Here is a 24716-nt window from a genome sequence, read left to right as displayed (position 1 = left end):
GTCTCAAGAAGGAGTAACATCGGGACTTGCAGCGACGGACCTCAGGACACTCTTACACCACGTCTGCGCGCGCGACCACACCTCGTTTTTTCGCAACAAAATGCCTGATAAACTAGCCTCAAAAGCCAGGTCTGCTCACAGGGTTTAGATTTTGCCGCATACTTCCGAATTGACACTGGCATCGCACGGTCCAAAAGCATATTTCGACCAGGAGGACGTCATGGACCTGACGCTATGCGGTCAATCCGCCTTTAACTATTACCGTATCCCGCCGCAGGTATTAGGACTTTACCCCGCTGTCAGTCTAGACAACATGGATCGCAGGTGTTGCGCCCTTGGGAACCATGCGCTTGTTGAAGACCTTCTTCATATGCCGCTTCATCGATTTGTGTTCAGTCGCGAGCAAGTCGGATCACGGAGTTTGTTCAAGTCACACCTCCTGACCCAAGAGCCACCTCCCGGGTCGTTTAGGCAGACTGAGCATGGATTTGATGTCACGTCCCCGGAGTTCACGCTGCTCAGCCTTGCCACGCAGGTCTCACGCAGCCAGTTACTCATGGCTTGCTACGAGATGTGCGGCTCCTTTGCAGTGTTTAAGCCCTGTGAAAGAACGCAACAACAACTCGATGAAGCTATTTCACTTAAGCTCATTCCACCCAACTGCGGCTGGGAGCGTGTTGTCAACACCAAGGGCAATGGCACTAACCTGTGGAAGTGCACGCCGCTTCTTTCCGCAGCGGATATCGCCGCGTTCGCCAAGCAGGCCGCAGGCCTGCGCGGCGTTAAACAACTGCGCTGGGCGACCGAGCACATGACAGGGCAGACCGCCTCGCCCTTCGAAGTACAAACCTCCATGCTTGTCTCGCTCCCCCGCGACGAGGGCGGCATGGGCATCGACATCACCAATAACGCGCGCATCCCGCTCAGCGAAGCCGCGCGTTCGCTGTATGACAAAACCTGCTGCTACGCCGATATCCTCATAGAAAGCGGTACCGACAGCATGGGCGTCATCCTTGAATGCCAAGGCCGCTCCGCCCACGACAGCGAAGCCGCGAGCCTCTCCGATGCCGAGCGCGCCACCGCACTCACAAGCATGGGCTACGACGTCATCCAAATTACCTATGATCAGATCAAGGACAAAAGGGGCTTTGGCAACCTAGCCAAACTCATCCATAAAAAGGCTGGACTTCCCTACACCCCAAAGACCGATCAGGAACGCACCGCCGAAGATGCCCTGCGACGGGAGCTGTTGGTCAATTGGGATGAGCTGTTCACTGCCGGGCCGGCCAGCTAGCAGCTAGCAATCAGGGGCAGCGCAGGCACATCAGACGATTCGACGCGGGCGGCAAATCCCGCCTCGGTTAGCTCGACGACCTCGGTAAACGTTGCGTCGAAGAACTCCTCGGTCAGCAGACGGTATGGCGGATGATCGGGCTCACCAGGGTTTTCGCGCACAATCTCGTGCATGACGCCAATGGTCTTGAGCACATACTCTTGCGGAATCGAATACTGACCAAACTGGGCCGCCGCGGTATAGAGGCGATCGGTCGCACGCGGGATAGAAACGATGCCGAGCGTCTTGCCAAACCAGTCAAAGTCGCCTTGCTTTTTAATGCGGAATTCCTCGCACGGCTTGCCGCCGTGCGCCTCCAGGTACTGGTTCACGCGGGTGTTCCACACGGTATCGGCCACGAGGTGAGACCAAACGCCCAGCGTCAGATCGAGCAGCGACTGCGCCACGTCATCGGGCGCGAGCGAAAGCTCACTAGCACCGGGACCGGCAACCGGCTCGGCGTCCTTGTAACGTTGGGGATAATGTACACGATTGAGTCGCTCACGCTCCTCGACAATCGAGGTCGCGGCAGCCGGCGTACCAACAGGCGCCCCTTTGAGCAACGGTGCCACATAGGTATCCCAGAACTCATGCTCACGAGGCTTGGGGATAGGCTCGGGCTTTGCAAAGTGCGTAATGCGGTACGGGATGGGATCGGCGATGCCAGGGACCATATAGCCCACGAAGATATCCGGAACCACGCAGCCAAACAAAAAGGCATTGCGGTCGCGCACGCTATTGGCAAGCGCACCGGTGCGCTCCAGCAAACGCTCCGTCTGAGCGATATGAATGTTCCAGCTTGGCATAGCCACCCCCATAAAAACCTGGATAACTATACCATCACGGCAAAGCCGCGCGGGCGGCTACGCACGCTCTACGCAGCAACTATTCCGCAGCGCCGCTCTCGGTTCCATACGACGACACCGGCGCCTCAACCACATGGTGATATCGATCGATATAGATGGCGCGGGCACCCAGGCGCCGCACCAAATCCTGATGGTGTGTGCTCATCAAGACCGTCTTGCCGGCAGCAACATAGGCCAGTAGAAAGTTGACCACGATGTCGCACGAGTCCTCGTCAAGTCCGTTGGTGGGCTCGTCGAGCACCAGGATATCCGGGTTCATCGACACCACCGCAGCCAGCGCAACGCGCTTCTTTTGCCCGCCCGAGAGCTGATAGGGAGAGACGTCGGCAAGATCGGCAACCTGGAACAGCTCCATGGCATCGCGGACGCGGCGCTCGAGCTCGTCTGCCGGCAGCCCCATTTGAGCCGGGCCAAACGCGACTTCCTCGCCGACCGTGGCACAAAAGAGCTGCGCATCGGCGTTTTGGAACACAAAGCCCACGCGCTGATGGAACCGCTGGGCCGTCGCGGAATCCTTGAGATATGCCGCATCGACCGCATGCCCGTCGAACAGGTACGCACCCGCGTCCGCAAGCTCAAGGCCGTTGATAAGGCGCATGATCGTCGTCTTGCCGCAGCCGTTGGGACCGAGCAGAGCAACGAGCTCCCCACGGCTCACCTGCAATGAAACGCCGTCGACCACCGTATGACCCGCATAGGAAAACACCACGTCGCGAAACTCGATGAGCGGCGTGGTCTCAGCGCCGGCAGCACCGCTCGCACCCATCGCGTTATTCGTATCGTTTGCCAAAACGTCGCCCTTCCCTACTCACATCGACGGTTCGACCGACCGCGCTACAGCACCGCGCACAACACGGCGAGCAACGCCACAACGGCCGCGTAAACGGCATCGCGCCAGCCAAAGCCGCTCCGTGCAGGCGCCGGATACACGCCGGCGAAGCCGCGGCAAAGCATGGCCTCGTCCATCGCGCGGCTGCATTCCATCGCCTTGATAAACGTCATGCCCATGATACCCGCCAGCGAGTCGGTGCGCGAAAAACCCGCAGGCGCGGAACCGACGCTGCGCAGCATGACCGATTCACACAGATTGTGCGCCGTGCGACCCAGCACCTCGATATGCTTGAGCGCCATATCAAACGTAAAGATAACCTCATCGGGCAGGTGCAGCGTTTTGAGCGCCGCCGACATGCGGCTCCAGGAGAGCGTCCACGAAACGCCCAGCACCAGCGACACATTAATGAAGGTCTTGAGCGCGATCTTGAGCATGGCGCCCGTGGCAGACGCGCCCAGCAGCAGGGCAGGCAGTGCCAGAACCACCGCAAGCCCCGTGGCGCCGAGCGCCGGTACAAAGGTCGCACGCAGCCCGCGTGCGGGGCGCACCGCGACCAGCACCAACGCGATCGCCGCCATCAACATCAGGTACAGCGGGCTTTGCGTCAGACACACGCACAGGACGCAAACGAACATCCCCACCAGGCGCACCGGAGCCGAAACGCAAGAAAGGGCGCGGTCGACCATCGACCCGCCCTCGTGCGCGCCTCCACCCAGGCGAACCCGCTCAAGCAGGCTCGCCAGGTGCAGGACATTCTTTTGCATCACACGATGCCGAGCCCCCACGGGCTCGTAACGCTGCTCGACCGCAAGCCAGCTAGGCAGCTCGGCTATTGCCATGAGCACCGCTTTCCTTGACCGTCAGCGAGATCAGGCGGAATGCGATGGTGAGCACCGCCACGCCAATCACACCGGAAAGGATATACATGGCAGCCTGGCCGGCAAAGCCAAGGCCCTGTTCCTCGGAATAGGCCTGCAGGTAATCACCCGTGGGCAGCGCGTCGGCAAAGGTCGGAGTATCGAGGCCGACCGAAGCCTGCAGGCTGTCGTCGCCAGCCTCCTGAACGGCAGTCGCGGCGCCCTCGGCGTCCCACTCGCCCCAGGCGTCTCCGGTGGCCAGCAGGCCCAGCGGCGTGGCCACCACGAGCACGGCGACCAGAATGAGCGTGGGAATCAGGGAAGTCTTCTTGGCGGTACCATCGGCGGCAAGCTGGCCATCGACGGCCTCGGACCCGACGATAATGCTCGGCGCCGTCTTCTTAATGAAACCGTAGATGGCGGCCGTCGCCACGCCCTCGATCACGCCGGCAACCAGCATATGCGGGATCAACATGGCCGGAATAGCCACGGACAGCGGGAAGGGGCAGTACAGCGGCGCGCCCGAAGCGTTGGTAAAGAGCATCGGCTGAATACCAAACTCGATTGCCGCGCACAGGGCCGCCAGGCACAGGCCGACCCAACCGCTCACGATGGCAGAAACCGAGGTGCCCCAGCTCTTGTCGTGCAGACGGCTGTTGAGCGCACGGAACACGATAGCAGCGGCAAACGGCAGCACAAAGGCCATGTTAAAGCAGTTGGCGCCAAACGACAGAACGCCGCCGTCGCCAAACAGCAGCGCCTGCAGCGCCAGCGCGACCGAGACAGCGATAGCCGCGGCCTCGGGACCCAGCAGCAGTGCGATGAGCGCGCCACCAACGGCGTGACCAGTGGTACCGCCGGGCAGCGGCACGTTAAACATCATGAGCAAAAAGGAGAACGCGGCGCAAATGCCCAGGAAAGCCATATGCTCGCGATCGAGCGTGGCGCGCACCTTTTTGATGCAGTGGACCCAAACAGGCACCATCGCCACCGCCATGACGGCATCGGTTTGCGGAGACAGGTAGTTGTCTGGAATGTGCATATACGCCTCCCGGTTGCCGGCGCACGGAATCGCAACGCCGCTTAAATCACCTTAAGAGTGTTACGTATTGTTAGATTCGTAACACGCCGCGGGCTATCATAGCAAAACGGCGCGCTGCCGACAAAGCAGCACGCCGTTATGTAATGCGCGTGTCATATATGCAGGCTCAGCAGCGCCTTATACCGAGCATAGCGGTCACGTAGGACTCGGCGGCAGCCACCGCTGGCCTATACCCAGCGCAAGACCTAGCCGCGGACCTCGCCGTTTACGCCCTTGCACACCTTGGTGACGATCTTCTGGTGTGCCTTCTCGACCTCTTCGCTGGTGAGCGTGTGGTCGTCGGAACGATACGTAAGCGCAAAGGCCATGGACTTCTTGCCCACGCCCACGCGGACCGGATCGCGGTAGACGTCGAACAGGCGCACGCCCTCGAGTAGCTTGCCGCCGGCACTGGTAATGCGGCGCTCAAGGTCCTCGCAGGTCACGGAGTTGTCGACCACGATAGCCAGGTCGTGCTCAACAGCCGGGTACTGCGAGAACTCGCGGTAGTTCTCCTGATTGCGGGCGCCCTTGATCAGCTTGTCCAGATCGAGCTCAAAGGCAACGACGACCTCATCGATGCCCATCGCCTCGCGCGCCTCGGGGTGAATCTCGCCGACCCAGCCCAGCACGGTGCCGCCGGACAGAACCTCGGCCGCACGACCCGGCTGCAAGAAAGCGTAGCCCTCGCCCTCGACGGGACGGAAGCGAACCTTCTCGATGCGCAGCTGGGCGAGCAGCTCCTCGACAATGCCCTTGCCAAAGAAGAAGCGCAGCTTGCGGTACTTCATGTTCCAGGACTGCTCGCTCCACTGACCCGAGAGCACGCCCGCCACGGACTTGGTCTCCTTGGGCAGGCTGGCGTTCTCACGACCGTGGAACAGGCTGCCGACCTCGTACAGGTGCACGTTGGGCGTGCCGTGGGCCTCGTTATAGGCAACGGACTGCAGCAGGCCCGGCAGCAGCGAACGACGCATCTCGGTCTGCTCGGCCACCAGCGGGTTCATGAGCACCACGGGGCAACCGCGGCCCTCGGTGGACATACCGATCTTCTCCAGGTCGCCCGGGGCGGCAAAGCCAAAAGTCGTGGTCTCGTTGAGGCCACAGGCGCGCAGGATCTCGCCGACCTTGCGGGTGAGCTTCTGCTCGCGGGTCAGGCCGCCGATGTGGTTCTTGGCAGCCGGAATGGTCGCCGTCACACGTCCCATACCCCACAGGCGCAGGACCTCCTCGATCAGGTCGATCTCACGCGGCAGGTCGGGACGGAAGCTCGGCGGGGTGACCATAAAGTCCTCGCCGTCGCGCTCGACGGTGCAGCCCAGGCGGGTGAGCGAACGCTCGATAAACTCGGGCTCGATGTCGGCACCGCAAATGGCGTGTACGCGGGCCAGGCGCAGCTTGATGCTGTCGATGGTCTTGGGCGCGGGGAACACGTCGACGTAGCCGGGAGCGACCTCGCCGCCGGCGATCTCCTCGATCAGCGCGCAGGTAACGTTGGCGACATCCACGCAGCCGGTCTCATCGACCTGGCGCTCAAAACGGATGGAGGCATCGGAGATCAGCGACAGGTCGCGGCTGGTGTGCGAGGTGCGACCGGCGTTGAAGCAGGCACTCTCGACCATCACGTCGACGGTGTCATCCTCGATCTCGGAATCCATGCCGCCCATAACGCCGGCCAGCGCCACGGGACGCTCGCCGTCGGTGATGAGGCCCATGCCGGCGTCGAGCGTGCGCTCCTCGCCGTCGAGGGTCGTGAACTTCTCGTCCTGTTGGGCGGCGCGAACCACCACGCGGCGATGGCCATCGCGTTCGGCAAAGGTGTCCAGGTCAAAGGCATGCAGCGGCTGACCGGTGAGCATCATCACATAGTTGGTGATGTCGACGATGTTGTTGTGCGGACGCACGCCCAGGGCGTTGAGGCGCTTGACCATCCAGTCGGGCGAGGGGCCGACCTTCACGTTGCGCACGATGCGGGCGACATAGCGGTCGCACAGGCCCTCGTCGGCAATCTCGACCGAAAGCTCGTCGTCGGTCGCGCGGCCGGTCTCGGCCTTGATGGCGGGCAGCTCAACGTGGAAATCGCGGTCGAAAATGGCGCCGGTCTCGCGGGCCATGCCGATCATGGACAGGCAATCGGGACGGTTGGGCGTGATCTCGCAGTCGAGCACGGTGTCGCTCGAGCCCACGTACTCGGCAAACGGCATGCCGCAGGGCGTATCCTCGGGCAGGATCATGATGCCGGAGTGATCGCCGCCCAGGCCGAGCTCGCGCGCAGAGCAGTTCATGCCCATGGACACGACGCCGCGAAGCTTGCTCTTCTTGATCTTAACGTCGCCGGGAAGCACAGCGCCAATCATGGCCGTGACGATGTGGTCGCCGGCCTCAAAGTTCTGCGCGCCGCAGACGATCTGCAGCGGGGCGGGGTTGCCGTCGGCGTCGAGGTTCTTGTCGCCCACGTCGACCGAGCATACATACATATGGTCGCTATCGGGGTGCGGGGTCTTGGTAAGCACCTTGGCGGTCACCACGTGGTCGAAGGACTCGCCCACGGTGTCGATCGCCTCGACCTCAGTGCCGGTACGGATGTATTCGTCCGAAAGGGTCTTAGGATCCTCCGGAATATCGATCATGGTCTTGAGCCAGTCGTAAGAAACGCGCATGTAGCTCTCCTAGTTCTTAATCTCCGCAAAGGGAGGAATATCAAATGAAGACGTTCACCTTAGGGTTGTCCAGGTGCCCCAGGTTGGCGTGAAAGAGGAGCGATGCGTACTTAAAGGTACGCGAGCGACGGTTTGAACGCCAAGATGGGGTGCCTGGGCAAGCCTAAAACTGATTCAGGAAACGCATATCGCCCGTCATGAGCGTTCTGAGGTCCGGCAGGTCGTAGCGCAGGGCCGCGACGCGCTCGGCGCCAATGCCAAAGGCGAAGCCGGTGTACTTCTCGGGGTCGATGCCGCAGTTGATCAGGACGTTGGGGTCGACCATGCCGCAGCCCAGGATCTCGATCCAGCCGCTGTGCTTGCAGAAGTTGCAGCCCTTGCCGCCGCACACGTGGCAGCTCACGTCCACCTCGCAGGAAGGCTCGGTGAAGGGGAAGAAGTGCGGGCGGTAGCGCGTCTTGCGGTCCTCGCCAAACATGCACTTAACAAAGTAGTCGAGCGTGCCCTTAAGATCGCCAAAGGTGATGCCCTCGTCGACGACCAGGCCCTCGATCTGGTTGAACTGCGGCAGGTGGCAGGCGTCGGCCGTGTCGGGACGGTAGACGGTGCCCGGGCAGATCATGTAGATGGGCGGCTTCTGCGACTCCATAGTGTGGATCTGCACGCCCGAAGTCTGGGTGCGCAGCAGTACGTCGGACTCGCCATGGGCGTGAGCCTCGGGGTGTGCGACGCTGCCAGGGTTGTTGTCGACCACGTAGAAGGTATCGCGGGCCGAGCGGCTCGGGTGATCCATGGGGGCGTTGAGCGCAGTGAAGTTGTAGTAGGAAGTATCGACCATGGGACCGGACTCGACGGTGTAGCCGATGCCGCAGAAGATGTCCTCGGCCTCCTCGATGATCTGCTTGATCAGGTGCTGGTGACCGATCTGCGGACGGATACCCGGCAGGGTAATGTCGACGGCCTCGTGCTCGAGAGCGTGCTTGAGGGCGGCGGCCTTCATCTCGGTGGTGCGCTCGTCGAGCATGCCCTCGATCAGTTGGCGCATCTCGTTGGCACGCTTGCCCATCACAGGACGATCCTCGGGGGCGAGCTTGCCCATCATACGCATCAGGCCAGTGATGCGGCCCTTGCGGCCGAGCAGCTCAACGCGCGCGGCCTCGAGCTTTGCGGCGTCATCGGCGCCTGCGACGAGCTCCTTGGCCTCTTCCTCGAGTTTGACCAGATCATCAATCAGACTCATGTCTTCCCTTTCGTCTCTCGCGCTCCCCGCTTGCCGAGGCGGCTGCCGCCGTCTGACGTTGCGAAAACGCGGCCCGGTTCGGTAACAAAAAACCGTCCTCGGGCATGTGTATTGCCCAAGGACGGTTGAATTCCGCGGTACCACCTTGTTTGACCCGGCGGATGTCTGGCCCGCCGCGCCCACTCTGCGCCCCTTATCGCGAGGCTCACGGCTTCCCTACTGGGGCTTCGCCGCCGCTGGCCGCGTGCCCGTTGAGGTCGCTGCTCGGGAGTGAACGCTTGGCCCTTGCCACCGCAGGAAGGCTTGCAGCCCATGACCTTCCCTCTCTTGCCGGCGACGCGACGGGCAAAACCCTCTCCGTCAACGCATTGGGCTATAGGATAACACATTCTGCGAGCATATCGCCGCGTTCCGTTTTGTTCGCACTGGGTACAAGTCGGGTAGCTGTGCAAACTGGCCGTGCGCCCACCCGTGGTGCACGGCTCGCGAGATCAAGGATATGGTATGGGAAAGAAACTCGATAAGAAGGCCAAAGCCGCCGTGGCCAAGGCCTCTAAGAACGCCAAGGCGGGCAAGGGCATCAAGAAGCTCCGCAAGCTCGAGGGCAAGCTGTGGACCCGCGAGTACCTGCTCAAGATTGCCGAGTTCGATGGCGCGACCATTGCTCCCGCCCATGGCGCCGCAGCGCGCGCCGACGCCATGGGCACCCTTGCCGGCGAACATCACAAACTCCTGACCAGCAAAAAGTCCGTTGAGCTTGTGCGCTCGCTGGCACGCGAGACCGTCGCCGGCGGCAAGATCGACGACCCGCAGCTGCTCGACGAGATTCGCGTACTCGGCCGCGACCAGCGCGAGGCAAGCGCCATCCCCACCGAGGAGGCCGAGGCCTGGACCAGGCTCACCTGCGAGGCCGATGCCGTGTGGCACAAGGCCAAGACGGCCAATGACTGGGCGAGCTTTGAGCCCTATGTGGACAAGATCGTCTGCCAGCTCAAGCATCAGGCCGAGCTCATGGACCCCAAGCGCGACCCATACGACGTTTGGCTCGACCAGTACGAGCGCGGCCTTTCCGCCAAGAGCTTCGACGCGTTTTGCGACGAGGTCAAGGCCACCGTCGTGCCGCTCGTGCACGCCATCGGCGAGCGCGGCCAGCAGCCCGCCGCCGACTTTTTGCACGCCCGCGTGCCCGAGGCCGCCCAGCGTGCCATGAGCTTCGACCTTATGAAGCTCGTCGGCCTGAACTTGGACGACACCACACTCGCCTTTACCGAGCACCCGTTTAGCGAGGGCTTCTCGGTGGGCGACGCGCGCATTGCCACGCACATCTACGAAAATGACTGCATCTCCAACGTCTATAGCATCATCCACGAGGCAGGACACACCATGTACGAGCTGGGCGTCAATCCTGCCTATGCGCGCACCTGTCTTGAGGGCGGCACCTCCATGGGCATCCACGAGAGTCAGAGCCGCTTTTTCGAGAACACCGTGGGTCGCAGCCGCGCCTTTATGGGTCCGCTGCTCGAGGTGCTGCGCCGTCACGCGCCCGAGGTCTATGGCAGCGTGGACGAGGATACGCTCTACCACGCCGTGAACATCGCGCAGCCGTCATTGATCCGCACCGAGGCCGACGAGCTCACCTATCCGCTGCACGTTATGGTGCGCTACCAGATTGAGCGCATGCTGTTTGCCGGCGAGGCCACGGCCAAGGACATCCCCGCGCTTTGGAATCGCTTTATGGACGAGTACCTGGGCATTCCCGTTCCCGACGACACGCACGGCTGCCTGCAGGATACGCACTGGAGCGGCGGCTCGTTTGGTTACTTCCCCACATATGCGCTGGGCAGCGCCTACGATGCCATGTTTGTGCCGGCCATGTGCCGCGACGGCGTCGACCTCAACGGCGCCTGCGCGAGCGGCGATTTGGGACCCGTCCGCGCCTGGCTCGGCGAGCACATTTGGCAGTGGGGCCGCGCCAAGGACGCGCCGGAGCTCATCAAGGGCGCGTGCGGCATGGCGTTCGATGCCCGCTACTACTGCAGCTACCTGCAGGACAAGTTCACCACGCTGTACGAGCTGTAAAGCCCTACTAGCACGTTAACTCAAAGGGGCGCCGCAGGATCTATCCGCGGCGCCCCCTTTTCCACCTAAGCCAGAGACCCGGCACTTGGAGCCGTTTGCAGCGTCGAGCAGTTACGCGGTTTGGTAAAACCGCGTAACTACAGAGCTTCGAGTGCGTTGGCGATGCGCTTCATGGCGGTGTCGGCGGCGGCTTGGTCGGGGGCTTCGGCCAAAACGCGAATCACCGACTCGGTTCCGCTCTTGCGCACCAGCACGCGGCCCTCGCCCGCCAGCGCGGCCTCGGCCTCGGCGATCGCATTCTGCACGCCCATGTTCTCGAGCGCGGCATCCTTGTCGGCCACGCGCACGGCAACCTGCGCCTGCGGCAACAGCTTGCACGGAGCTGTGAGCTGCGAGAGCGTCTCGCGCTCGGCGCGAATCACTTCCATCACGCGCAGCGAGGTCATAATGCCGTCGCCCGTGCGCTCGATATCGCCAAAGATCGTATGACCCGTTTGCTCGCCGCCCAGGCTAAAGCCGCCCTCGCGCATCTTGGCATACACGTGACGGTCGCCCACGCCGCTGGTCACGGCGCTCAGGCCGGCAAGCTCCAGCGACTTGACAAGGCCAAAGTTACTGGCAATCGTCGGCACCACGGTACCGCCCGAGAGGCGCCCGTGCTTGTTCAGATACACGCCGCACACGTACAGGATCTGGTCGCCGTCTACCACGCGACCGCGCTCATCCACGGCCAGGCAGCGGTCGGCATCGCCATCGTAGGCAAAACCCACGTCCAGGCCCTGCTCCACCACATGGCGCTGCAGGCGCTCCATATGCGTGGAGCCGCAGTCGACGTTGATGTTAAAGCCATCGGGCGCGGCATTGATCACGCGCACGTCGGCACCGAGCGCGTCAAACACCGGCTTGGCCACCGAGGAAGCCGAGCCGTTGGCGCAGTCGATACCGATCTTGACGCCCTGCAGCGAAAAGTTCGCACTTGCAATGAGCGAAGCAATGTAGCGGTTGCGACCCTGCATGTAGTCCACCGTGGCGCCGATGTGGTTGCCCGTGGCCAGCGGCACCTCGCTCTTGCCATCGATGTAGTCCTCGATGAGCTCCAGCACGTCCTCGTCCATCTTAAAGCCGTCGCTGTTGACGAGCTTAATGCCGTTATCGCAAAACGGGTTGTGGCTCGCGCTGATCATGATGCCGCAATCGAAGCAGCCTTCCACAGTCTGATGCGCTACGCCTGGCGTGGGGATCACGTGCAGCATATAGGCGTCCGCACCGCTCGCGACCAGGCCGCTCACCAGCGCCGCCTCAAACATATAACTCGAGCGACGTGTGTCCTTGCCCACGATGACGCGCGCCTTAGCACTGCGGTTGGCGCCGTAATACCAGCCCACAAAACGGCCAATCTTATAAGCGTGCTCTACCGTCAGCCCAACGTTGGCCTCACCGCGAAAGCCGTCGGTGCCAAAGTACTTCATGCGCTCTCCTTACAAAATAGGGGCGAACAGATTGCCTGTCCGCCCCAAAATGGTACTCGATTATCTGCGCTACCAGAAAAACCCTACGCCGACGCGCTGTCGCGAGCCGCCTGGCATGTAGGAGTCTGACGCAGCGTAAGCGGCTTGTCCCCCGCCTCGGCCGACGTGGTCAGCGTATACGTGATCGTCGTCGTCTCGCCAGCATGCAGGTCAACGGTTCCTGAATAGCAGGGAACTCCGTGCCAAGTGGCAGCGAACAGTCCAAACTGAGTCCCCTCGACGTTTAGATCGGTAATGCTGCCGCCTGTCGGCGCAAACAGTGATACATACAAGCGCTCATCGTCACGCGAGGTCCCAGGCGCACTGGCCGCTACGTAGTCGGGCAGCTTACCTGCCTCCTCCTGCGTCATGATGTTCGTCAGGGTAACGGTGATGCGATACGAGCAAGCGCCGTCGCCGTTCTTCACGCCCTGACCAATCTGCGTATCGGCGTTCAGATACCAGTCGAGCTTGGAGAAGCTCAGGTTGTTAAAGTAGACACCAGCAACGGGATCTTCACTCGGGTCATCCGGATCGGGCAGTGAGGCGTCGATGTTCATCTCCTTGATAGCGTTCTGCTCGTCATCGTTTTTCATCCACGCGATCAGGCGGCCCTCTTCGGCACCGCGCTCAACGGCGCTGACAAGGTTCGCAACATCGACGTCGCCGATACCGCCAAGGATCTTGTCGAAGGCAGCGCTGGCGACGGATGCAAAGATGCCGTCCGACTCCTCGACCGGATAGTTCCAGTACACATCATGCATAAGCACCTTCGCCGCGTTAGTGCCGTCAACGACTGTACCGTCGGGCAGTGAAACATTACCCACGAGGCCCAACAGATACTGCAGGAATACCGGATCGATACCAATGACGCCATCGACGTCCTGACCATATTCAGACTTCCACAGCGCGGCGACACGCTGCGAATTACGGGGCCAGTCGGGCGAATAGGTGTTGCCCGAGATGTATAGGTTGCTGTGGTCACCAAACAGCGTCTCATCTTCTTCGTCGACGCTCTCAACCGCCTCGTCTTTGCTGCGCGCAATGCAGGGAACAAACTCGCCAATCGACATCTGGCCGTCGGTGACCGAAATCAGACCCTGCGAACCGCCAAAGCCACCGCAAGCACGAATCTCGACGTTGTTCATGGCGTACACAAGGTAGTTGCGCGTCTGGCCGTTGGCGCCGAGCATCTGGGGAAGGACGGGGGCGACCTTCTCCGCCGCGTCAACCGCGCCGTTGAGGGTGGCAAAGCCGTCCTTGGCCTTATCGACCAGCTCGGTCACCTGGGAAATATGAGTATCGCCAATGCCCTGGACCTTCTCGTTGGCGCTCTTGAACACCTTCGAGCTATTGGAAAGCGAATCGGCGACCGCCTGTAGCGCGGACACGTTAATCATGCCGTCCTGGAACAGCTTGCCGGGCGTAGCCTGCGAGAGGTTGTCGGCCATGGGAACCAGCGCATTGCTCGAGACATCGGACAGGGCGTCAATCATGGTGCGGGCCGCATTGATATCGCTGCCATACACCGGGATAAACGAAGCCGCCGCCCACAGCGGGCTCGAGGTCTTCGCCTTCATGCTGTTACAGAGCTCATCGATCTTCTTCGCGTCGTCAGGCAGCGTCGAAAAATCGCCCGACGTGACCTTGTCCTTAAGGCCACCGACGATCTCGACAGCCTCCTTCGCTTCGCTCTTTACGGTCTTTGCCGAGTTAAGCAGCATAAAGCCGCTTGCGCCAAGCGCAACGAGAAGCACCGCGACTACAGCGGCAATAATGGCGCCGGTGTGACGCTTTTTGCGCTCGCCCTTGCGATGGCGATGACGGACCAGACCGTCAGAGGTCGAACTCGACGAAGCGTCGCTACCGTAGTTCAAGCCAAAATCGTAATAATCTTCCTTGGAACCCGAGCCCGCAAACTCGGCACCGCTATCATCCAGGCGGGCGAACGTACCAGTCTCGGAGGCGCCGGTGTAAATCGTGCCGAGGTTACCCGTAAGCCCCGCGCCACCGGCAGAGGGAGTATTGTTGTCGGCCTTGCCGGCATTAACGTTGCCGGCGCCATTCGCGGCGTTGGCAGCACCCGCGTTGTTCGCGGGTACCGAAGGAGCGCCGCTCGGCTGCGACGTGAAGGTTGCACCGTCCGCAAAGACATTCCCTCTTGCACGGCCGGTCTTTTTTGCCTTTTGAGACTGCTCGTACAGAGCGGTAAACATCGCCGTCTCGCCCGGGGACACGCGCTTACCGGAACCGCCCTGTCCAGCGCCGCCCGGCGTGCCGGCCTTACCAGCCCCGTTCGGACGCGGCGGAACTGCAGGGCGGCCGCTATCGCTGCCCTTAAAGTGATTACCAGCCATAAAGAAATCCTCGCAATTGAGTCGCAATGAAAAAGTCCATAACGTTACTAGTTTATGGCATTTTGAGCATCGACAGCTAAACTCCAGACACGGACATCAATTGGCGGAAATGCGGCACAACACCTTTTCTGTCTTGGCGGCGGCGCCAGCTACACCGTGAGGAACATCATCACGATGATCATGACAAAGCCGATAAGGTCGGTCGGCAAAAACACCGTCCCCAGCATAACGGCGCTGGTGATGGTCGCCGAGACGGGCTCCACAGTTCCGATGAGGCTCGCGCGCACCGAGCCGATGTCCTTAACGCCCTGCATATAAAGCATGTAAGCAAAAAACGAGCCGATAACCACGAACACCGCGAGCGCCTCGATGCCGGCAGCGTCGAGCGCCGGCATATGCGCCCAGGGCTGCACGAAGACGCACGAGACCACGCCCGCCGTGAGCATTGCCGAGCCCGTGACGATGGGGCTGCCGTATTCGGGCAGGATCTTGGCGGGAATCACCGCCATACACGCGGCGCTGACCGCACACATAAGACCTGCTGCCAGGCCAAGCGGCGAGATATTCAGGCTGGTGGGGTCGCCGCCGGTGGCGATTAAAAAGGTTCCACCCAGAGCCAGGCCAATGCCGATGACTTCGCGAGTACGCGGCATACGGCGATCGGTCACGCAGGCGTAGCCCATGATGATAACGAGCTGCAGGCACTGGAGCACCGTCGCGGTTCCGGCGTTCGTCAGGCGCACGGCCGAAAGATAGCAAAACTGGTTGAACAGCAGGCCAAAGGCGGTAAAGAGCAGCAGCTGCTTGCGATCGGCGGGTGTGGTCCAGAGCTTAATCAGGCGCTCGCGGTCGCGCGTAACAACCACGGCCATAAAGAGTAGACCGGCGAGAATCTGCCGTATGCTCATAAGCCACAACGTATCGACATGGTAGGTATCGAACAAAAAACTCGCGCTGGTGCCCGAGAAGCCCCAAAACGAACCGCCCACCAGCGTAGCCAAGACGCCCGTGATCATCTTGCGCGTCGAAGCGCTGTTCAGGCGGTCGCGCCATGCGCGACGGGTGTTGCGGCTGAGCTCGTCGGTGCCCTCGGGCACATCAATGTTCGATATATCGGTCATCGGCACCGAAGCCCCTGCGCCTTCGACCTGCTCGACACACTCTTTGCTCATTCCACTCCCCCGAAACAGCCTGGAAACAATTCGGTTTACCTTACCACGGCGAAGTCACCAGCTGGAGGCTTGTCCGCTTATCGGTAGGACAATTCCGCAGGCGTCTTTCCATAGCTCGATACCGCAATGGCCTTGCATTATGCGACAGCCAAATCGCGGCAGCAGGCTCTTTTGAAATGGATGCGACAAAGCCCCCGAATTCCACAATGTAAGCGATTTTTAAAAATGTTCTTGCCACCGAGTTCAGGCTCCGTTATATTATCTCTTGCGCGCTTGCGCACCCTTGATCGGGCGTTTAGCTCAGGGGGAGAGCGCTTCCCTGACACGGAAGAGGTCAGAAGTTCAAATCTTCTAACGCCCACCAAATGTTCGCAGCTCAGAGGCTATGTCCTCTGGGCTGTTTTGTTTTATGTCGCCAAATCCGCCGGCAGTTCCAACCGCCCAACTAGCCAAAAGCCGACCATCTACTTGCCGATCTATCCATCGGCATAACCAATCAGTCCGCACCGCAACTTCTCAGCAAAACGCCGCGATGTCTGCGCCCTGCGGTATCCTTGAGCCACTTGCACCTGCAGCACCAAGGAGCCGCCATGCGCACCGAGCTCGATGTCCCCTTTTCGCACAAAGAAGAAGCCAAGGCGCTGGGCGCCAAATGGGACCGGACCAAGAAGATCTGGTATGTACCCAGCGGCGTCAACCCCGAGCCCTTTGCCGAGTGGCTGCCCGGTGTTGACCGATCCGACCCCTCAGCGCCGTATATATATCTAGTACTGGGCAAGCGCGAATGCTGGAAGTGTCACAAAGAGACCTCAGTCGCGGCCTTCGGCATTCCCTATCGAACCGATAACGACGACAGCATCGCCATCGCGCACGCGCCCAACGAAGCCGGGTACATTGCCATCGACACGGCCAACGCCAACGCACTCGCCATCGTGCCCGCTCTTGGCTGCGTACCGGGCGAGATCCGCGACTACCTTCATAAGCGCTGCGGCTACAAGCCCGTAGGCGCGCGAGCCTCCAAAGCCCCGTCGCTCGGCAACACGTGCACCAGTTGCGACGCGCTGCAAGGCAGCCGCTATCTGTTCGAGGAGCCCTCGTCCCCGTTTGCCCTCACTGCCATCAACAAGCTGCCGGCACTGGAGTTTATACGCGTCGAAGTTGCCGGCGTCTTTGGCGTCCCGGTCACGCGTACCGACTTTGACCAGGCGCTCTTTACCTGGGCACGCGACCATCACGCCGAGTTCCACAAGCAACTCGGTGAGGGGATTTATTTGTAGAGGCAAAAGACACTCACAGCCAACTCCTCCGCATCACCTATCCCTCGTCGCCGGCGTCGTACACGATATCGAGGCCACAAACAGGGCATTTCTCCGGATACACCGGCATATGAACGCCTGTCCGTTTTCTCACTTCGTCGCTGAGTCTGTCGCGCGCATCGATAAACCGAATGTCGAGACACGGTATTTGCGAGCCGCAGCAAGGGCAGGTGACGACAAACGACGCGCAATCAACCTCTACGCTCGGAAACATATTGTTGTCTATAAGGGCACACGGCAGTTTTCCGTACTTCCCCATCGCAATATCGCCTCGCCAGCTCATATACGCTCCCCTCTCGCTATACAAATCAGGAAGAGCATGCACCGGCGGGCGTGCGCGAGATTGCATCGCCACGCGATCCGATCAAACAACACGATCGTCAAAGAATGCCAAAGCCAAATACGCTAATACGGCAGAAGCCCCGCCTTTTCACGCTTCTTTTCCGAGCGATCGAACTCAATGCGATGGGCCTCAAGAAACACCGTATCGGGTCGCCACTGACGCTCATCCGGCTGCCTTAGCGTCGCACCCGCAAAGGAAGCGTAGTCGGTCTTATCCAGCAGGTACGATCCGCACAGCCGATATTCGCCGCAAACAGGCTCAAACGAAATCAGGTGAGCATCAAATAGGGAATGAAGATCGCGCCGAAGCAGAATACCGTTGCTGGCAACCTGCGATTTGGGTCCCGAGTAATTCTCGATATGTGCAGCCTCCAGAGCTTCACTGACGCCGCAGTCCGACACCGCGCAACGGCCATCATAGGCGGCAACGAGCTGCTTGCGGAACCATTGCTGCCCCAATCGCTCGCGCCTTAACGCATAGCGGACCTTTTCGTCGTCGGTCGCACCCTGTCCGGCAAACTCAATATCGACGGGTATGTGCTTCAGATAACTCATGTCGGGCGCAAAACGAGGGTCCGGTCCGCCTTTATGAACAGGACCGTGCAGAACAAACCATCCATTTTCGGGCTCGAACCGCTCAACAAACGCAAGGCCGAGCACCTTATAGCCCACCTCGGTTGCAAATATGACTCCGACTGGGACGCCACATTCCATGCAGTTGAGCATTTTACGGTTGTAATTCTGGTCTCGAGAACCAACGGCTCCTGGCGCTTGGACCGAATACTTAATGACCCACGTACCGTCATCCAAATAGAGCGGAGGCACATCGGTGTAGAAGCTCTTTTTAGAGTTATGGACCGAAAGCGCAAAGATCTTATTGGGATCTTGCTTCACCCGATCCTGGCCCGGCCAGAAGATCCCTGAATCCCGCGTTACGGGAAAGAAGTCCGAGCCAATTCTCAAACGGTACTGATACTGAGGACTATCTTCCTTGGTGTGGTGCGGAAGGCTGGTCCAAACGCCGCCGCGCTGTTCCTCACCCAGAAACCACTCCCATGCCTCAACGTATTCGGAAGGCACGAGACTGCAGGCGCGGTCATAGCTTGGTCCATCCATCAACGGAACAGCAAGGTCAATGTCGTTCATCGCCAGCACCTACAACCATACGAACGCGAGTCATGCCCCTCAATAATATGGCCGAGAGTCAATTATTACGAGATCTCATTCCGCGATCGGCACATCGTTGATGCTCTCGGTTTGCCGCTGGCGCGCTTGTACCCCGCTACCCCACTTCCCTGTATACTGATGTAGCACGTGTTTCATCCGGGCTTGTTGGGCCGGGTCGTTCATGGGAGGTTCTTGTGGCTGTTTCGAATCCGCCTAAGGGAAGCGTTTCTTCTTCGTCCATCAAGCCGGTTACGCGCAAGGCCGTGCGTTGCCAGCGCGAGGTCGCTTGGCTTGTCACGCAGGCGGCGGGCAGGCTTGTGGCGACCACTCAGGACGTCAATGCGCCTACGCCGAGCTTTGTGTTAGCGGCGGCGCTGGATTTTGTGCGCCAATTGGAGGTTGCCGCGCAGGATGCCAACGGCCACCTCGACTACCAGAACGTTATGGCGCCCGACCTGCAAACGTTCTGCCACATGGCCAAGTTGCCTGCCGCGCCCAATGCGCTTTCGGACGCAGGCTACATGTTTACGCTCTCGGGCGCGGACCTTATCCGCGACATCTATGCATACTGCAGCGAGCTCGCCGAGCGCCACGTCTTTGACGCGGCAGAAGTCAAACCGGGAAATGTCATCAAGCTGGTTCTTAGGCTGTTCCTGATAGACGGGTTCGGGGCCATGCCGGCGTAAGCCGAGTCTTTAGCATCACCGTCGACTGGGCAACAACCGCTTTACCTTAATGGACGCCAATCGAGGGTCGATTATTGGGTCGCCTCGTCCACTAACGCATCTATCCCACGCGCTCCGACAGTCGATACTTGCGGTTGCGGCTCGTCGCCGGCGCCGTGGGCTCAAGCTCGCCTTGAGCAATGAGCGCGTTGACGCGCGACCTAACCTGGGAAATTGTGAGCCCTGTGTGCTCTGCCAGCTCGCGCGTCCCCAGCTCGCCGTAGTGTTTGAGTGCCGTCACAATTAAGCCCCCGCCATGATCGACCGGCTCGATCTTTGAACGGTAAAGTACGACCTTGAACCGATCGAACCCCGGGCAGAACAGGGGCTCGGCCAGACCATGCGCGCGCATGGCATCGATCATCATCGGGATGCCCGAGCCATTGCCCTCAGCCGGCGAACCTGCGCCATCCGGCAGCGGGACAATCGACATGAGCTTCACAAGCGTCGCGTTACGGCATCGGGAGCTGCCGTCAAACAAGTTCTCGCGAGTCTTTCCCCCGTAAAGGCCGCCAGGATTCGTCACCTCGACACGATCGTCAAAGACGTCGACGGCAATCGATTGTCCACAGAACCGATCCCCGTATTCTCGATGGATTACGGCGTTGGCGATTGCCTCGCGCAGAACCTCCTCGGGAATCTCAAGCGAGTCGACACGCGAGACGCCTTGGACGGTCGAGGTTCGCCGCAAATTCTTGGCGACGGCTGCGACGGCATCCGAGATCATTTCGCCCAACGTTCCCTCACAGATTGTGCGGTCCATGAACCTCAGCGACCCCGCCATGCCCTTCTGAGTTCCCGCATGGACAGCCACGTCAATGAAGAGCTTGGGATAGAACTGCTGAGGGTAGGTGCCCACAACTAGGAGTCCAGCCTTGGTGACATTGCCCTGGGAATCAAGGATATTTAGGCGCTCCAGCTTCGTTTGTTTGTCCGGCGCGCCGCGCATTGCCCGGGGCGTCAACGAGAAAGCCCGATCTATCGTACGGTCGACCAGCGTCTCGTCGAGATTGTCCGCGCCCGCACCCGCCACCGCGTCCCGATCGCTCGGAGTCGCTCGACCGTATGACGCCAATGCGAGCACTTCGGTCGATGAAAGCGGGACATCTTTGTCATCGATGCGCTTGTAGCTGCCGCCCTGGGCGCCCCGCTCTATGACATAGCAGGGCTTGCTCGACGGATCGAGCTCCTCAATCGTAATGATGAGAACGATGACGCCCTGAAGCTCCACTCGCTCGATCGTGTATTTAGGCGGATTGGCCAGCTTTCCTCGACCGCCCGCATCACCCATGCCTGACACAAATTGGTTGAGCACTTTCTCGGTCTCGAAGTTCTCAACCGGGACAAAACCTGCGCGCTCACTCACTCCGAGCACGATGGTTCCGCCGGCAGTGTTCGCGAATGCGCTCACCGTTTCCCACACGTCGCGGGAAAGCGTCGTGGCGCTCTCCTTCACTTCGACGTTAAGATCATCCGAGCCCATACGCCTTAAAGACTCAAGCAGACCGGTCAGCTCGTTTTCGTTCATCTGCACGTCCTTTCGCTCGGTCCTGCGGAGAATGCCGCGGATCGATTTCCCTCGTCTCTCAGTTATCTCTCGTAATTATCTCTCATCTATCTCTCTATCTCTCGGCTTAGAGATAGAGAGATAGATAGAGATGGAATGTCTACCATTTGCTTCATTTATACATATTTTTGCTGGTAGAACAATCGGTATTGAGACAATACCATGATTGCCCGTCTCTTTGCTGCTCAGTTATCTCTCATAATTTTCTCTCATCTTCCTGTCATCTCTCATATTAGAAACGAATGAGAGACGAGAGATACGCGAGTGATGGACGAGCGAGGATTTCCGGATATCCACTCTCGTTTGGCGAGTGTCCAATTTTCCACGCACGTGCGGCGGGCACGCGGGACCTATGCCCAATCCGGCTGCATCGTCTCCAGTTCGCCGCAGGGTCGCGGCCCCATATGGGTATACTCTCGTGGATTCGACTCGATTCGCCCCCGCTGGGGCGTCAAAGGAGACTGCATATGCCCACCACCTCAACCGACCCGCGCGCCGCAGCCGCTGCACTGCTGGTGCCCGGCACTACCTGCCACGGCTTTGCCGTCGAGCGCCGCGAGACCGTGCCCGAGCTCGACTCGGACGCTTACGTGCTGCGACACACTGCCTCGGGCGCTCGCCTGCTGTACCTGGCGTGCGACGACGAGAACAAGGCCTTTGCCATTGGCTTTAAGACGCCGCCGGCCGATTCCACCGGCGTGTTCCATATTCTTGAGCACTCGGTGCTGTGCGGATCGGCCAAGTTTCCCGTCAAGGAGCCGTTCGTGGACCTGATCAAGAGCTCCATGCAGACGTTCCTCAACGCCATGACCTACCCCGACAAGACCATCTACCCCGTTGCCACCACCAACGAGCAGGATCTGTACAACCTGATGGACGTGTACCTGGACGCGGTGTTCAACCCGGCCATCTATACCAAGCCCACCATTTTTGAGCAGGAGGGCTGGCACTACGAACTGGACCTGCCGGAGGGCGACGGCGACAGCAGCGCCGCGAGCCTGCACGAGGGCACGCTGCGTTATAACGGCGTGGTGTTCAACGAGATGAAGGGCGCGCTGTCCGACCCCATGAGTGTGCTGGACGATGCCGTCAACGCCGCGCTCTATCCCGACACCGCCTATGCACACGAGAGCGGTGGCGACCCGCGCGCGATTCCCGCGCTCACCTACGAGCAGTTCCTGGACACGCACGCGCGCCACTACAATCCTTCCAACTCCTACATCACGCTCTACGGCGACCTAGATGTGGACCGCGCGCTGGCCTTTTTGGACGAGCGCTATCTGTCGCAGCCGAGTGCCGTGAGCCGCCGCATGGACGCAGCCGTTGCCGCCGGCGAGGACCCGTCCGCGCTGGCACCCAATCCGCTGGACGTGCAGGAGCCTGTGACCTGCGAGTATAAGCGCGTCGAGATGGCCACCACGCCCGAGAACGCCTTGGTGGGCCTGGGTCTGGTGCTGGGCAGCGCGCTCGACCGCAAGCGCACGATCGCGGCGGATATCCTGTTCGAGGCGCTGCTGGGCTCCAACGAAGCGCCGGTTAAGAAGGCCATTCTGGCCGCCGGCCTGGGCGGCAACGTGGTGAGCTACACCGCGGCCGAAAGCCTGCAGCCCTACGAGCTCATCATGCTGCAAAACGCGCAGCCCGGCGTGGCGCGCGAGCTACGTCGCGTGTTCCAGGACGCCTGCCGCGACCTGTGTGAGCACGGCGTTCCGCGCGAGCGCCTGGAAGCCATCATCAGCAGCAACGAATACGACCTGCGCCAGCGCGACTACGGTATCGCCGACGGCGTGGCCATTGCGTGCGACGCGCTGAGCACCTGGCTCTACGATGACGACGCCGCGACGCTGGCGCTCAAGTACGGCCCGGTGTACGAGGAGCTGCGTGGCGAGCTGGATGGCAGCTACTTTGAGGACCTGCTGCGCGAGCTGGTGCTGCAGAACGATCACATGGCACTGGTCGAGCTGGTGCCGGTGGACGCCACCGAGGGTTCGGAGGGTGCCGAGGCCGCCGAGCTGGCAGCCAAGCGGGACGCCATGACCGATGCCGAGCTGGCCGACGTGGTCGAGCGCACGGCCGCGCTGCGTGCCGCGCAGGAGGCGGAAGACACACCCGAGGCCAAGGCCACGCTGCCGCGCCTGCGCGTGTCCGACATTGGCGAGGCGCGCCCCGAGCCGCCACTGGTCGTGGACACGACCGCGCCCATCCCCTGCCTGCGCCACGGCATCCCCACCAACCGTCTGGCCTACGCCATGCAGTATTTCGACCTGAGCTGCGTCGCGTTTGAGGACCTGCCCTATGTGACACTGCTCTGCCGCCTGCTTAAGCAGCTGCCCACGCGCGAGCATTCGGCCGAGGAGCTCGACAATTTACTTGCCGGCAAGCTGGGCTTTTTGAGCTTTACGACCGAGGTCATGACCCAGCCCGACGTGGACGGCGTGCGCCCCTACTTGCTGGTGAGCGCCGGCGCCCTGTCCGAAAAGATCGACGCGCTGGCGAGCCTGCCGCGCGAGGTGTGGTCGAGCACATTGCTGGCGGACGCCGATGCCGACCGCGTGCGCGACGTGCTCACGCAGATTCGTATTGGGCTTGAGCAGGGCTTTATCAACAACGGCCACTCGGCGGCGCTCGGTCGCGCGATGAGCTACAGCTCGCCTTCGGCCGTGGTGCGTGAGCAGCTCTCGGGCGTAGACTTCTACCTGTTCCTGCGCGATTTGCTCGACCACTTTGACGAGCGCCTGGACGGCCTGCGTGCCAAGCTTGCCGAGCTGGCAGGCCGCATCTTTGTGGCCGACGGCTGCCTGGCGAGCTTTACCGGCAGCGACGAGGACTTTGACGCGTACTGGGATGCCGCGGGCGACCTGGGGCTGGGTGCGGGCGATGGTGCCGGCCGCGACGCGCTCGTGGTGCCGACGCCGTGCGACCGCCACGAGGCTTTTGTCATCCCCAGCGACATCTGCTTTGCGGCAAGCGCGTGCGACCCGCGTCGCTTGGGCATTGACGTGACGGGCACCTGGGCGGTTGCCGCCAACGCACTCTCCTACGACTACCTGTGGAACGAGATCCGCGTGAAGGGCGGCGCGTACGGCTGCGGATTCCGCGCAGCCGGCGAGCGCCAGGCGGCGTTCTACACCTACCGCGACCCGGCAATCGATCCTTCGATTGAGCGCGTGGAGCGCGCAGGTGAATGGCTCGGCAGCTTTGAGCCCGACGAGGCCGCCTTTGAGGGCTTTATCGTGAGCTGCGTGAGCGGCATGGACGCGCCCGTGAAGCCGTACACGCTCACCAAGCGCCGCAACACGACCTACCTGGCCGGGCTCGATCCGCACGCACGCGAGGAGCGCCGCGCCCAGATGCTCGCCGCTACGCCCGGTGAGCTGCGCTCGCTCGGCGCCGATGTGACGCGCATCGCAGCCGAGTCGCCCACCTGCGTCTTTGGCAGCCGAGACGTCATCGCCAAGAGCAGCGCCGGCTTCACCGTAGTCGACCTGTTGGGCTAACGCACAAAGGTAGATTTTTGGGACATGACCGAAAATCTACGGGTATGTAAAACAAGTGGTTGGAAATTGGTAAATCTCTGGTTGGTTGCTGTTGAGTCTAAATCAACTCATCCAACC

Annotated in this window: 16 protein-coding genes and 1 tRNA gene; 6 read left to right on the top strand and 11 right to left on the bottom strand. The window is 61.1% G+C overall.

The genetic code is table 11. The features are described 5' to 3' along the window. Window positions 1–220 precede the first annotated feature (220 nt). The gene (locus I2E45_RS08835; RefSeq protein WP_195445751.1) at window positions 221–1294 is read left to right on the top strand and encodes a PDDEXK family nuclease; all 1074 of its coding nucleotides are present in this window, start codon (window positions 221–223) and stop codon (window positions 1292–1294) included. On the opposite strand, the gene I2E45_RS08830 is transcribed toward I2E45_RS08835, so the two are convergent. The 6 genes from I2E45_RS08830 to pheS form a co-directional block, all read right to left on the bottom strand. Next, window positions 1291–2139, bottom strand: a complete 849-nt coding sequence (locus tag I2E45_RS08830) for a hypothetical protein (RefSeq protein ID WP_229058913.1) — start codon at window positions 2137–2139, stop codon at window positions 1291–1293. The two genes, I2E45_RS08835 and I2E45_RS08830, sit on opposite strands and share 4 nt — an antisense overlap. Before the next feature lie 79 nt (window positions 2140–2218). After that, window positions 2219–2989, bottom strand: coding sequence for an energy-coupling factor ABC transporter ATP-binding protein (locus tag I2E45_RS08825; RefSeq protein WP_195445746.1), 771 nt, complete (start codon window positions 2987–2989; stop codon window positions 2219–2221). Window positions 2990–3033: 44 nt separating this feature from the next. After that, window positions 3034–3870, bottom strand: coding sequence for an energy-coupling factor transporter transmembrane component T family protein (locus tag I2E45_RS08820; RefSeq protein ID WP_117655680.1), 837 nt, complete (start codon window positions 3868–3870; stop codon window positions 3034–3036). Next, complete coding sequence (cbiM, locus tag I2E45_RS08815) at window positions 3848–4930, bottom strand: cobalt transporter CbiM (RefSeq protein ID WP_117655679.1); 1083 nt, start codon at window positions 4928–4930, stop codon at window positions 3848–3850. Before cbiM ends, I2E45_RS08820 begins: the two co-directional genes overlap by 23 nt. Before the next feature lie 245 nt (window positions 4931–5175). Then, on the bottom strand, window positions 5176–7629 hold the full coding sequence (gene pheT / locus I2E45_RS08810) for a phenylalanine--tRNA ligase subunit beta (protein WP_195445744.1): 2454 nt from the start codon (window positions 7627–7629) through the stop codon (window positions 5176–5178). Between the two features lie 163 nt (window positions 7630–7792). Then, a complete protein-coding gene (gene pheS, locus I2E45_RS08805; RefSeq protein WP_040359117.1) occupies window positions 7793–8869 on the bottom strand; it encodes a phenylalanine--tRNA ligase subunit alpha in 1077 nt (358 codons plus the stop codon). 504 nt (window positions 8870–9373) lie between these two features. Here pheS and I2E45_RS08800 point away from each other — a divergent pair. Further along, entirely contained in the window at window positions 9374–10948 is a 1575-nt protein-coding gene (locus tag I2E45_RS08800) for a carboxypeptidase M32 (protein ID WP_195445742.1), read from the top strand. A 137-nt stretch (window positions 10949–11085) separates the two neighbouring features. On the opposite strand, the gene glmM is transcribed toward I2E45_RS08800, so the two are convergent. The 3 genes from glmM to I2E45_RS08785 all read right to left on the bottom strand — a co-directional run bounded on the left by glmM (window position 11086) and on the right by I2E45_RS08785 (window position 15985). Then, entirely contained in the window at window positions 11086–12417 is a 1332-nt protein-coding gene (gene glmM, locus I2E45_RS08795) for a phosphoglucosamine mutase (RefSeq protein WP_195445740.1), read from the bottom strand. A gap of 83 nt (window positions 12418–12500) precedes the next feature. Continuing rightward, entirely contained in the window at window positions 12501–14813 is a 2313-nt protein-coding gene (locus I2E45_RS08790) for a DUF4012 domain-containing protein (protein ID WP_195445738.1), read from the bottom strand. A gap of 149 nt (window positions 14814–14962) precedes the next feature. Further along, the gene (locus tag I2E45_RS08785) at window positions 14963–15985 is read right to left on the bottom strand and encodes a DMT family transporter (protein ID WP_195445736.1); all 1023 of its coding nucleotides are present in this window, start codon (window positions 15983–15985) and stop codon (window positions 14963–14965) included. A gap of 289 nt (window positions 15986–16274) precedes the next feature. Here I2E45_RS08785 and I2E45_RS08780 point away from each other — a divergent pair. Next, a tRNA-Val gene (locus I2E45_RS08780) sits at window positions 16275–16349 on the top strand. A gap of 226 nt (window positions 16350–16575) precedes the next feature. After that, on the top strand, window positions 16576–17262 hold the full coding sequence (locus I2E45_RS08775; RefSeq protein WP_195445734.1) for a DUF5710 domain-containing protein: 687 nt from the start codon (window positions 16576–16578) through the stop codon (window positions 17260–17262). Between the two features lie 444 nt (window positions 17263–17706). Here the strand turns inward: I2E45_RS08775 and I2E45_RS08770 are convergent, their stop codons facing one another. Further along, window positions 17707–18789: an HNH endonuclease gene (locus tag I2E45_RS08770; protein WP_006235116.1), complete on the bottom strand. Its 1083-nt coding sequence runs from the start codon at window positions 18787–18789 to the stop codon at window positions 17707–17709. A 215-nt stretch (window positions 18790–19004) separates the two neighbouring features. Here I2E45_RS08770 and I2E45_RS08765 point away from each other — a divergent pair, with 215 nt between their 5' ends. Further along, window positions 19005–19496: a hypothetical protein gene (locus I2E45_RS08765; RefSeq protein WP_035136794.1), complete on the top strand. Its 492-nt coding sequence runs from the start codon at window positions 19005–19007 to the stop codon at window positions 19494–19496. 100 nt (window positions 19497–19596) lie between these two features. Here the strand turns inward: I2E45_RS08765 and I2E45_RS08760 are convergent, their stop codons facing one another. Then, window positions 19597–21063, bottom strand: a complete 1467-nt coding sequence (locus I2E45_RS08760) for an ATP-binding protein (protein ID WP_195445732.1) — start codon at window positions 21061–21063, stop codon at window positions 19597–19599. A 506-nt stretch (window positions 21064–21569) separates the two neighbouring features. Here I2E45_RS08760 and I2E45_RS08755 point away from each other — a divergent pair. Then, window positions 21570–24599 (top strand): insulinase family protein, encoded by a 3030-nt coding sequence (locus I2E45_RS08755; protein WP_195445730.1) that lies wholly within the window; start codon window positions 21570–21572, stop codon window positions 24597–24599. Window positions 24600–24716: the final 117 nt, after the last annotated feature.

The organism is Collinsella aerofaciens, assembly GCF_015555045.1.
GTDB lineage: Bacteria > Actinomycetota > Coriobacteriia > Coriobacteriales > Coriobacteriaceae > Collinsella > Collinsella aerofaciens_W.
This window is presented reverse-complemented; position numbering and strand designations above follow the sequence as displayed.